The 11,366-nt window shown below is 68.9% G+C and carries 9 protein-coding genes and 4 pseudogenes; 8 read left to right on the plus strand and 5 right to left on the minus strand.

All coding sequences use genetic code 11. The features are described 5' to 3' along the window. Positions 1–160: 160 nt before the first annotated feature. Together J7I97_RS37445 and J7I97_RS37450 are read right to left on the minus strand one after the other, a co-directional pair. Entirely contained in the window at positions 161–688 is a 528-nt protein-coding gene (locus J7I97_RS37445; RefSeq protein ID WP_214944642.1) for an RICIN domain-containing protein, read from the minus strand. A 449-nt stretch (positions 689–1,137) separates the two neighbouring features. Further along, entirely contained in the window at positions 1,138–1,323 is a 186-nt protein-coding gene (locus tag J7I97_RS37450; RefSeq protein WP_214944645.1) for a hypothetical protein, read from the minus strand. Positions 1,324–1,419: 96 nt separating this feature from the next. Between J7I97_RS37450 and J7I97_RS39370 the strand changes: the two are divergent. Further along, positions 1,420–1,982: pseudogene (locus tag J7I97_RS39370) on the plus strand (transposase); the annotation flags it as partial. Here J7I97_RS39370 and J7I97_RS37460 read toward each other — a convergent pair. Continuing rightward, the gene (locus tag J7I97_RS37460) at positions 1,978–2,340 is read right to left on the minus strand and encodes a hypothetical protein (protein ID WP_251051306.1); all 363 of its coding nucleotides are present in this window, start codon (positions 2,338–2,340) and stop codon (positions 1,978–1,980) included. The pseudogene J7I97_RS39370 and the gene J7I97_RS37460 sit on opposite strands and share 5 nt — an antisense overlap. 479 nt (positions 2,341–2,819) lie before the next feature. On the opposite strand from J7I97_RS37460, the gene J7I97_RS37465 reads away from it, so the two are divergent. Beyond that, positions 2,820–3,374 (plus strand): hypothetical protein, encoded by a 555-nt coding sequence (locus J7I97_RS37465; RefSeq protein WP_214944648.1) that lies wholly within the window; start codon positions 2,820–2,822, stop codon positions 3,372–3,374. A 446-nt stretch (positions 3,375–3,820) separates the two neighbouring features. On the opposite strand, the gene J7I97_RS37470 is transcribed toward J7I97_RS37465, so the two are convergent. Continuing rightward, positions 3,821–4,111 (minus strand): hypothetical protein, encoded by a 291-nt coding sequence (locus tag J7I97_RS37470; RefSeq protein WP_214944650.1) that lies wholly within the window; start codon positions 4,109–4,111, stop codon positions 3,821–3,823. On the opposite strand from J7I97_RS37470, the pseudogene J7I97_RS40580 reads away from it, so the two are divergent. From J7I97_RS40580 to J7I97_RS37495, 6 genes and pseudogenes are all read left to right on the plus strand, one after another. Continuing rightward, a pseudogene (locus J7I97_RS40580) lies at positions 4,100–5,017 on the plus strand (LamG-like jellyroll fold domain-containing protein); the annotation flags it as partial. The gene J7I97_RS37470 and the pseudogene J7I97_RS40580 overlap by 12 nt on opposite strands. A 160-nt stretch (positions 5,018–5,177) precedes the next feature. Continuing rightward, positions 5,178–5,579, plus strand: coding sequence for an RICIN domain-containing protein (locus tag J7I97_RS37480; RefSeq protein WP_308378386.1), 402 nt, complete (start codon positions 5,178–5,180; stop codon positions 5,577–5,579). 404 nt (positions 5,580–5,983) lie between these two features. Further along, positions 5,984–9,517: a S8 family serine peptidase gene (locus J7I97_RS37485; RefSeq protein ID WP_251059535.1), complete on the plus strand. Its 3,534-nt coding sequence runs from the start codon at positions 5,984–5,986 to the stop codon at positions 9,515–9,517. Positions 9,518–9,654: 137 nt separating this feature from the next. Then, entirely contained in the window at positions 9,655–9,834 is a 180-nt protein-coding gene (locus tag J7I97_RS39380) for a helix-turn-helix domain-containing protein (RefSeq protein WP_251051295.1), read from the plus strand. A 21-nt stretch (positions 9,835–9,855) separates the two neighbouring features. Next, positions 9,856–10,647, plus strand: a complete 792-nt coding sequence (locus J7I97_RS37490; RefSeq protein ID WP_251059536.1) for a transcriptional regulator TrmB — start codon at positions 9,856–9,858, stop codon at positions 10,645–10,647. Positions 10,648–10,747: 100 nt separating this feature from the next. Then, a pseudogene (locus J7I97_RS37495) lies at positions 10,748–10,949 on the plus strand (IS5/IS1182 family transposase); the annotation flags it as partial. A 230-nt stretch (positions 10,950–11,179) separates the two neighbouring features. On the opposite strand, the pseudogene J7I97_RS37500 reads toward J7I97_RS37495, so the two are convergent. Then, positions 11,180–11,366 (minus strand): annotated as a pseudogene (locus tag J7I97_RS37500) (IS982 family transposase); the annotation flags it as partial.

Here is an 11,366-nt window from a genome sequence, read left to right on the forward strand (position 1 = left end):
CTCTTAACTTCGTGGCATTGGGCGATCATCCAGGACTGGTACCACGTCGAAGACCCGGCGAAGTCGCCGGGCTCACCCGAGGACCCAGGGCCCGCCTCACCGCGCGGTGAGGCGGGCCCGCAGGAAAGCACCGCTGTGAGCGGCAGGCGGGACCGGGAGGTCAGCCCGTCATGACGAAACGCCAGTCCTGGCCCGCGAACGTGCCGCACGTGGCCTGCTCGAGCGGCTGACCGCTCCAGGTCATGCCCCAGCCGGGGCCCATACAGAAGCCCGTGGCGCGGTTGCGGAGGCGGTAGTTGTCGTTGCCCATGTACTCGGTGACCCACACCTGGAGGTCGCTGTTCGCGCAGTATTGCTGGCGGATCACGGCGTGCTCGGCGGTGCTCTCCGGGGTCATGCACAGGTTGGTGGAGCGGACGCGCAGGAAGTACGCGTTCGTGCCGGCCCACTGGGAGTGGAATTGCTTGTTGTACTTGCCGTCGCAGGGGAACTGGATGAAGCCGGCGCCGACCGAGGTCGAGTTGCCGCCGACGGCGGCGCACATGCCCGTGTTCAGGGTCACGAGTCTGTTGTAGTAGCTGGCGTCCGGAGCGGCGGCGTGGGCGATGCCGGGCGAACCCAGAGTGAGGAGCAGGGAACCGGTCAGCGCGGCGATGACTCCGGTCAGCTTCTTCTTCATGATCTTCATCAGGCACTCCAATACGGGCATGGTGGACGGGACATGGCTGTGCCACCCGGACGTGCCGCACGCTGCGGTCGGCCGAGCCGTCGATCACCGTGGCAGAGCCCGAAGTTTCGTGTCAGCACCTTCACGCCAAACCGTTCAGAATGGCCGGATCGAATCCGATGCATTCCGAAGCGCCATGGAATTAGCGTTCCCGATGCCCTGAGTTCATCGGGGAAATGGAGAAACGCGTGTGCGCCGCTCAGGACATGCAATGGTCCCGCTCGATAAACGGCGGGACTGTCGCGTCTCAGCCCTCCAGGCCGGCGATGGTCGCGCCGAAGACCGCGGCGAGTGCCGGTACGTATCCAGGTCCACAGCGGTATCGACGTCGATCTCGGCAACGAGGTCGGGTACGACGGGCTGGAAGACCAGCGGCTCGGAGGCGCCCCACCCGGCGGAGAAGCGCCGACCTACCAGGGGTGCTCCTGCCCGGAGGGGCGCAGCGCGGCGCTCAGTTCGGCCGCCGAGAGCCGGGACAGCGGCGTGGAACGGGCGATCAGCCGGAGCCGGCCCGCAGGGTCGAGGCGGCCGAGCAGGAGACTCTTCGGCGCGTGAACGGTTCCGGTGACCGCTCCGATGATCCCCTCCGTCGTCATGCGCGTCCGCAGCTTCAGCCAACCGGGCTCTGAGGCTGATCCTTTGGAGTGGACAGCCTGACAATGGATCTTGATGGTCCAGGGAGGGATGTCCAGGTGGGACGCAAGTCTCCGTATCCGGAGGAGTTCAGGAAGGACGCGGTCGCGCTCTACCGCGCCGTGGCCGGGAGGCGGACGTACGCGGCGGTGGCCGCGGATCTCGGCATCACCGCGGAGTCGCTGCGGACGTGGGTGCGCAAGGCCGAGGCCCAGTCCGTGCCCGAGGGCCGCGACGGCAGCGGGAGCGCGGCCGAGGAGCTGGCCCGGCTGCGAGCGGAGAACGCCCGGCTGCTCAAGGCCGAGCAGGAGTGGCGGCTGGAGCGTGAGATCCTGCGCCGGGCAGCCGCCTGTTTCGCTCGGGAGGTGAAGTGAGCGCCCGCCGCTGGGCCTTCATCTCCGACAACCGCGCCGACTTCGGCGTCAAGCGGATCTGCCGGGTGCTCGGGGCGTCCCGCGCTGGCTACTACCGGCACCTGGCCACCGAGCAGGTCCGCACTGAGCGCCAGGCCGAGGAGGCTCGGACCGTGAGCGAGATCCGCGCCGTCCACGCCGAACATCTGGGTGCCTTTGGTGCCCCGCGCGTCCATGCCGAGCTGCGGGCGAGAGGGCGCAGGATCAACATGGGGGTGCCGCCTCCATGGACAGGTGCACGCGAATCACTGCACCGTCGTCACTTCGACCGACGAGGCTGAAGGCCAGGACCGGCTCGACGAACCACGTGTCCGGGGACAGGTAGCCGTCGGCATCTGGCCCGGTCACCTCAACCGTCCCCGCAGCCACCGCGCGCAGCCAAGCGGACACCTCACGGGCCTCATCGGTCAGCAGACAAGGATCGGTGAACGACCAGATGCCCTCCGGAGTCGTTGCAGTGCCGCCGACGACCAGCCAGTTGTCATCGTAGGAGTCGCCGCGGACCTCGGAGAACTGGTACCGCAGCGGGCAGAGCTCGACACTGTTTGCATGATCACCCAAAAGCATTGCCCCAGGGTGTCACGGACCCTCTCGACGTTGCGCAGTCCCTCAGAACACGCCAGCACAAACCCATGGGCGAGCTGGGTAAGACGCGCCGTTTGACATCCAACTTAGTCGCTCCAGGTCAGGAGGCCGCGCTGGACTAACTTCCTTGTCAAAGGACACCCACGGCGGCTAACCGCCGCCCGGCACACGCGGGGCCGTCACCGACCGATGACGGCCGCGCACGCGCATCACGGGCCGCCGGAAGTTGACCGCCTCCCCGCTCCACCGCCCGGTCAACACTGACCTCCGCCACCGGGTCAGGACGTACCGAACCGCGTCTTACCCCGCAACATGCTGTGGTCATACCTGTACCCGCGTAGGAAACTACCTCTACGACCACGCTTCCTGTGGGCGCAGGGCCGGATGAGCGCGGCCCCCGCCCCCGGGCGGGCCGCGCACCCATCCCGCCGCACACACCCAAGCGACACCACTGGAGCATCGTGCACCTGCCTGCCCGGCCCGGCCGTTCGACCGCCTTGCTGCTGTCGGCCTCACTCGTCACCGTGCTCGCCGGCGGCCTGGCCGGCTGCTCCCTGATCGACCCCTATGCGGCGTCATGCGAGGGCTCGGAGCCGCGGCTGAAGGAGATGTCGTCCCTCACGATCCTAGACGCGAAGCCATCGCAGGCCTCGCCCCCGGCGGGCCACACCCAGGTGGAGACCGCGTGCGACGACGACAGCAGCGGCGACGCCTGGCTCTCGGCCGAGCGACTGTATTCGTCCACCGAATCGAAGACCGAGATCCTCGACTACTACACCAAGGCCGCGGCGGCCGACGGTTGGAAACTGGAGGAGAACACCTCGCCACAGCGCGCCCCCGTGGACGTCGAAGGCCTCTGCTTCAGCAAAGGCGGCGACGGCAACGCGATGACACTGACGGTGAGTTTCCCGACCGGAGACACATATGCCCCTGCACCCGACTTCGGAGCCGGAACCGGATTCGAACTACTGGTCGGCGCAGAGATCGACGGGTCGCCCACACCCTGCTGGACCTAGTGCCGGATCAGGCAACGTTTGCCCTGTCGTTGGCCTTACGGTCGCGGATCGTCCTGGAGAGCGCGGACGGTCATGCGATCGCTGAGGTCGCCCGGCGACTGGGCACCACCACTTGTGGGTCCCGGCTTCCTTCTCCCTGCCATGTGAGGAGCAGGACGGCATGGAGGCATCCGGCCCGGCCACAGCAGACACCCACGCCGAGCCGGACCCGGACCCCGGCCGCGATCAGTCGGGCCCGCCCCGTCGCGGTTTCGCCGGGGTTTCGCCGAACATGGGTGCGTCCGGCGCAAAGGTCAGTTGCTGGACGACATTGTCGTCGTAGCCCTTCGGTCGTCGTCTCACCGGCTGGCACCGCCGCGCCACCTCTTCCTCACGGAACAGCGGACCTGCCCAAAGCCCCTGCCAGGGCCTGACCCTCTACCAGGCCCTGGACCTAACGAGCACAACTAGGGGCCGATCTTGGCCAGTCCGGGCCAGCGCGCCCGCTCGTACCAGCCCGGCTCCGTCATGTCCCGGATCCGGCCGCCCATCTTCGACCAGGTGCTATCGGCCACGTTGAAGATCTGCACCGCTATCACGATCAGCAGGTTGGAACCCACAGATTCGCCGTGCTGGGTCATGACCAACTGGCCATTCTTCTCCGAGGCGGTGAACGAGATCGTGGACCCGGCGTCCTCCATGTAGCTCTCGGAGATGACCTCGAACGTGGTGCTGGTCGCGGTGACGTGTACCTTCACCACTCCATTGCCACCGACGTACATGCCGAGTCCGAAGGGTGTGATCGCGCCCGGGAGCAGCCGGCATTCGGCGCCCTCGGTGAAGGACGAGCAGCCTTGGACGGGGAAGGGGAAGAACCTCTGCGGGTCCTGGGTCAGCCACCGCGGCGCGAGCGACCCCGGCCTGCCAAGCTCACCACGGCCGAAGGGACGGCCGGCTCGGACACGTTCACGACCGTCACCCCCGTCACCGCCAGCCCGGCGACCGCCATCGGGACCGGCTTCACCGCCACCCGCGCCATCGGTGCCGACGGCGACCTGACCAACGACGGCATCCCGGACCTCTGGACCGTCTCCGACGACGGGAACATCCACGTCGCCCCCGGCGTCACCACCGGCACGGCCGTCTCGAAGTTCGGCACGGACCACTACCGCGGCAGCACCCAGGCGCCGACCGCGCACTGGCCGCTCGCCGGGGACCCGCTCGCCAACCCGGCAGCCCAGAACGGCACGGCCACCGGCGTCGCGTACGTCGAGGAAACGGTCGACGGCCACCCCGAGACCAAGGTCGCCGACTTCAAGGGCGCGTCGACCATCACCACCACCGCACCCACCGACGACCCGCACAACAGCTTCACGGTCAGCACCTGGGCGAAGGTGGAGAAGAGCGGCAACGTCGTCGTCAGCCAGGACAACGACCGGGCCAGCTCCTGGATCCTGTACGGCGAGACGAGCGGCTGGCGGTTCGCCATCGCCAACGCCAACGCCAACAACGACCAGTGGCCCTACGACTACACGGGCAGCGACAGCGCGGCCAACACCTTCCAGCCCGGCGACTGGACCCAGCTGACCGCGAGCTACAACGCGGGCACCGGGCAGATGAACCTGTACGTCAACGGGCGACTCGCCAGCACGGGGCACCACAACGCCTCCGCGACCCCGACCGTCACCGGCGGGGTGGCCATCGGCCGGTACAAGTACCAGGGCAGGACCGACGGCGACACGGTCGGCCTGCTCACGGGCCGGGTCAGCAAGCAACCTGGCCGTCTACGCCGGCACCGCCGTCGCCCCGGCCGTCACCCGGGAGATCCAGTACTCCTCCAGGGACCAGTGCCTCGACGTGCCTGGCGGGGACGCAGCCGCGGGCGTCCAGCTCTGGCCGTGCAACAAGACCGCCGCGCAGATGTTCACGGTGAACGCGAACGGCACCATCACCGCCGGCGGCCGCTGCCTGGACGCCTCGGGCGCGGCGACCGCCAACGGCACATCGGTCCGCATGTGGTACTGCAACGGCGGCGGCAACCCGCAGTGGCTGCCTCGTGCCGACGGCACCATCTACAACCCGGCCTCGCGCCGCTGCCTCGACATCCCCGGGGGCGACGCCTTCACCGGAGCCCGCTCGCAACTGTGGGACTGCAACCCCACCCCCGCGCAACGCTGGTCCGTCCCCGGCCTCCAGTCACCCGGCCTCCCCGTCATCAACCCCTGACCCCCTCCTGTGAAGGGGCCCCCGGCGCTCGCCGCGGGCCCCTCTCGCGTACTCGGGCTGTTCCAACACTGCCGGAGCTGGAATGCCCACGTGCGGAAAGTGCGACCAAGTACGGATTCATCCGGTTGGTGGCTGGCGAGTCCTTGCCATGGCGAAGACTTGTCGTCGGCAGGTCTTCTCGTTGGCGTTACCGGGCCGATAGACCCATGGCATGTTCTCCCCCTCTAAGTCTTTCGCCTTCCGGCGCAGGCGCTGCCAGCTGATCTCGGCTGCCGCCGCGGGGTCGCTGCTGGCAGCGGGTCTCGCCGTGCTGCCGGTGCCCGCGCAAGCCCACCGTTCCCGCCAATCCTTCGGCGACCCATAAGGTCACCCTGGTCACAGGCGACGTCGTCACGGTCACCACGATGGCCGACGGCAAGCAGATCGCCGACGTCGACCGGCCGGACAGCGCAGTCGGCGGCGTGAAGCTCCAGGAGATCAGGGGTGACATCTACGTCATCCCAGACGAAGCGGCCGGGCTGCTGGCCGCGGACAAGCTGGACCGGCGGCTGTTCAACGTCACCGACCTGATCGAGATGGGCTACGACGACACGAAGTCGGCCGCCGTGCCGCTGATCGCGACCTACGCACAGCCGAAGTCCCGCGCGGCCGTCGAGCCGACGGCCCCCCGGGGCAGCAAGCTGACCCGTGAGCTCAAGGGAATTCGAGGTGCCGCGCTCAAGGCCGAGAAGCGACAGGCCCGCACCTTCTGGACCGCCGTCGCGCCCCAGGGCAGCCCGACGTTGGGCGCGGGTGTGGCGAAGCTGTGGCTCGACGGCCGCGTGAAGGTCAATCTGAAGGAGAGCGTGCCGCTGATCGGCGCCCCCGAGGCCTGGGCGGCCGGGTACACCGGCAAGGGTGTCAAGGTCGCGGCCCTCGACACCGGCATCGATGTCAACCACCCCGACTTCGACGGCCTGATCGACGGTACGGCCAGCTTCGTACCGGATGAGGCCGTCACCGACGTCAACGGACACGGCACGCATGTCGCCGGCACGATCGTCGGCTCGGGCGCTGCCTCCGACGGTGACAACAAGGGCGTCGCCCCCGGCGCAGACCTGTTCGTCGGCAAGGTGCTCGGCGGCAAAGAGGGCTACGGCCAGGACTCCTGGGTCATGGCTGGCATGCAGTGGGCCGCAGAGTCCGGTGCGGACGTCGTCAACATGAGCCTCGGGGATTCCTACCCGACGGACGGCAGCGACCCGATGTCGCAGACGGTCGACGCGCTGTCCGCCCAGTACGGCACGCTGTTCGTCATAGCCGCCGGCAACTCCGGCCCGGAGACCATCTCCGCCCCGGGTGCGGCCGCCTCGGCGCTGACCGTGGCCGCCACGGACAAGCAGGACCAGCTCGCGTCCTTCTCCAGCACCGGCCCGCTCGCCTACTCCGGCGGCATGAAGCCGGACATCGCGGCACCCGGCGTGGACATCACCGCGGCCCGCTCGCAGGAGATGACCGACGGCGGTGAGGGCCTGTACCGCACCATCAGCGGCACCTCGATGGCCACCCCGCATGTGGTCGGCGCGGCGGCGATCCTGGCCCAGCAGCACCCGGACTGGACAGGCCCGATGCTCAAGGAACACCTGATGAGCACCGCGAAGAGCCTGGCCAACAGGTACTCGCCGTACGAGGTCGGCACCGGCCGTCTCGACGTGGCCGCCGCCGTGCGTACCACGGTCCGGGGCACCGGATCGCTCTTCTTCGGCAACTACACCTGGCCGCACGAGCCGGGCGACGTCGCCGTCACGAAGGACCTGACCTTCACCAACACCGGTTCCGCCCACGCCACGCTGAACCTGGCGCTGACCAACGCCGATGGCCCGTTCACGCTGGGCGCCACCTCGGTGACCGTTCCGGCGGGCGGCACCGCCACGATCCCGGTCACCGGCGACCCGCAGGCCGCCGCCGCCGGGGCCCGGCCGGTCGGCTACGTGATAGCCACCAACGCGGCCACCGGGCAGCCGGTGACCCGCACTTCCGTAGCGCTGCTGAAGGAGGAGGAGCGCTACGACCTGAACATCAAGCTGGTCGGCCGGGACGGCAAGCCCGGCTCCGGCCGCGTCGTGGTCAACCTGGCCGGCGACCAGTTCCCGTGGTCGCTCAACGTCGAAGGCTCGACCACCATGCGCATGCCGGCAGGCCTGTACACGGTCATCGCGGAGATGGACGTCCCCGGCGAGAAGCCCGACCGCTCCGGTCTGGCCGTGCTGGTCGACCCGGAAACCGTGCTGAACACGAGCACCGGCTCCGCCGACGTGGTCCTGGACGCCAGCAAGGCGCGCCTGCTGCAGACCGAGGCGCCGCAGCGTACCGAGGACCGCCAGCGCAAGGTCGACTTCAACGTCCACTACAACGGCCTCGACCCGTGGTACGACGTTCGCGGCGCGTTCTCGCCGGGCCCGGCCGTCGACGACATCTACGTCATGCCGACGCAGAAGATGACCCAGGGCGAGTTCATGATGGTCACCCGCTGGCGCAAGGGTGAGCCGCTGCTCAGCCTGAGCGCGCCGGGCGGCCTCGTCAGCTTCGAGACCGTGGTCCAGCCGGGCAGCCCGGCGGGCACCGCCTCGGACATGCTGCGGGCGGTCTACGCCGGCGAGGGCGCGGCAGCCGGCTACCAGAAGGTCGACGCCAAGGGCAAGGTCGTCGTCGTCGAGCGCGGCGACGCGGTCTCGCCGGAGGAGCGAGCCGCGAACGCGGCCGCAGCCGGCGCGAAGGCGCTGATCGTGGTCAACGACGGCGTCGGCGGCCTGGAGGAGTACGTCGGCGAGTCGACCGTCCCGGTCGCCACCGTGCACCGCGACGCGGGCAAGGCATTGATCGCGATGGCCAAGCTCGGCGACAAGCTGACCGTAAAGCAGACCGAGCACACGCCGTATGTCTACGACCTGACCCGCAGGTACCCCGGCCAGGTGCCGGACCGGGCACTGGTCTACAAGCCCAGCCGGAGTGACCTCGCCCGGATCGACGCCCACTACTACGCGACCACGGACGGCGCGGCCCAGGGCTACCGATCCGACGCCGACTTCAGCCCGGCACTCGGGTTCCCCGAGCCGGAATGGCACCCGGGCACCCGCACCGAATGGGTGACGCCCGGCCAGATCTGGGTGGAAGGCCACGCGCAGAACCTCGACGGCGACATGCCGTGGGCCATGTCGTCGGGCTACAACACCTACGACAAGGGCAGCACCAACCGCCTGAACTGGTTCGCCCCGGCGATCCGGCCGGCGTCCGCCCAGGCGTTCCTCGTGTTCAACTCGCGCTGGCAGAACTACATGACCTTCAACACCCAAGCGTGGAGCTCCTCCAGCGACACGTCGCAGATGGCCGGCTTCCTGCCGTGGGGCATGACGCCGACCCATCTGCAGGTCTTCCAGGGCGACACGCTGATCCACGACAATCCGATGAGCCACGACATGCAGTGGAAGGAGGTCCCGGCGGGCAACCTGCCCTACCGCGCCGTCCTCGACGCGGAGCGGCCCGGCGAGGTCTTCCGGCTCTCGACCCGCACCCACACCGAGTGGACCTTCATGTCGGACACCGTCGACGCGGACTTCTTCAAGCCGTTCTCGGTACTGGAGATGAACTACAGCCTCGAGACCGACCTGCGCGGTGACGTCAAGGCGGGTACTCCCCAGCAGATCCGGCTGAAGCCGGTACCCTCCGACGGCGGCACCGTCCCCGGGAAAGTCACCGAGGTGACGCTCGACGTCTCCTACGACGACGGCGTCACCTGGCAGAAGGCGGCTCTGAGCAGGGGCGCCGACGGTTATTGGACGGGCTGGTTCAAGAGCGCGCACAGCAAGGCCGGCGGGTACATCTCGGTGCGCACGAGCGCCAAGACGGACAGCGGCTACAACATCAAGCAGGAGATCATCCAGGCGTACGGCCTGCGATGAGTCGTACTGCCGGGCCCCGGGGAGGCGACTCCCCGGGGCCCACCCCATCACACCTGCTGCCAGCAGGGACTATTGAGGGTCTGCCGCCATGGCGCATACTCTCCCCGCTGCAGCAGGCGGAAGGGAGCCGGTCGCCGATGCTGGATGTTCTGGGCCTCGAGCCCGATGAGGAGCGCGTCTACCGGGCGCTGCTCGGCAGGCCGAACGCCACCGCGATGCTGCTGTCGGACCTGGTCGCCGTACCGCAGGCCGACGTCGACGAAGCCCTGTCCCGCCTGGTCGGGTGGGGACTGGTGATCGGGTCGGCGGACGAGTAGTTCACCGCCGCGCCGCCGGCCATGGCGCTCGGCGCTCTCATCACCCAGCGCCGGGACGGGCTGCGCATGGCCGAGCAGGCACTGGTGACCTTCGCCGAGGAACACCGGGCGGCGATGACCGGGCGCAGCATCAACGATTTGATCGAGGTCGTCACCGGCGTCGACGCCATCCGTCATCGCTTCCTGCAGGTGCAGCAGGCGGCCCGGACGCAGGTCCGCACCTTCATCACCGCACCGTTCATCGCCGTACCGCCCTACGAGAACACGGCTGAACCCGTGGCCATCGTCCGCGGCGTGCACTACCGGGCGGTGCTGGACCGAGCCGTGCTGGAGGAGCCGGGCATCATCGCCGACGCGATCGCTTCCCTGCGCAACGGCGTGCAACTGCGTGTCGCCGACCAGCTGCCGATGAAACTCGTCCTGGCCGACGCCGACCTCGGCCTGGTCCCGCTCGCGGTCACCCCAGCCGGAGAGCCCGGCGCGGTGCTGCTGCACCGCAGCGGCCTGCTGGATGCGCTGGATGCGCTGTTCGAGACGGTATGGCGCACCGCCCACCCGCTCACGCTGTCGGGCACCGGTGGAGACGCCGAAACCACCGTCGAGCTCGGCGCGGAAAGCCCGACCGACGTCGACCGGAGAATCCTCGCCCTGCTGATGGCGGGCCTGACCGACCAGACGGCCGCGACACAGCTGGGTCTGTCACAGCGCACGCTGCACCGACGCCTTCGCCACCTCATGGACATAGCCGGAGTCCGGACCCGGATACAGCTCGGCGGCTACGCCATCCGCCACGGCTGGGTCGAGCCGAATTGAAGGTCAGGCAGCTGCGGGCAGGGTCTCACGGTGGCGGTCGGCCGCCGCCGAGCAGCTTGCTCATGGCGTCATCCCGGAGTCTCGCCGCGGACGTCGGTGACGTCGACGCTCCCGCGCGTGGCTACAAATCCGGAATTCAGGGCTCGATCCATGAGGCGTACGACCGGATGATCGGCCTCGGACGGGGCGAGATCTCGGTGGACGGCTGTATCACCAAGGCCCCGTCCGGCGGCGACAAGGCAGGGCGCTCCCCGGTCGACTGCGGCAAGGGGGGACTGAAACGCTCGGTCGCCTCAGACGCCTGAGTCATGCGCTGGGTGGTCGAGCGCACGCACTCGTGAATGAACGACCACGGCAAGCTCCCGCGCTGCACCGAGAGGAACGGCGAGGTCATGGAGTCAAGCGGGCCAGGTGCCCGGCCGGGGGCTGGCCGCCCTCTGCCCATCTGCATACGCGCGGCCAGCAGAGGCCAGGGACGGGCGTTCACGAGTCGGCCCGCGTCCCGCTCGCCTAGATGATCTATTCCAAGGGGTCAGTGATCGTAGGCGGTCAGTGATCGTAGGACGTCCTGTCCGGTGGCGTCGTTGTGCCAGATCGCGACCGTCAGCGCGAGTATGCGCTGCAAGACGCGGGCGATGACGCCGCCGGGTGTGCGGCCTCGGTGTCGTTCGAGGTCGAGCTGGCCTTTGAACGTCTCGTTGATCGACTCGATGATCTTG

This window comes from Streptomyces sp. ISL-87 (assembly GCF_018614095.1).
In the GTDB taxonomy this organism is placed as follows: Bacteria; Actinomycetota; Actinomycetes; order Streptomycetales; family Streptomycetaceae; genus Streptomyces.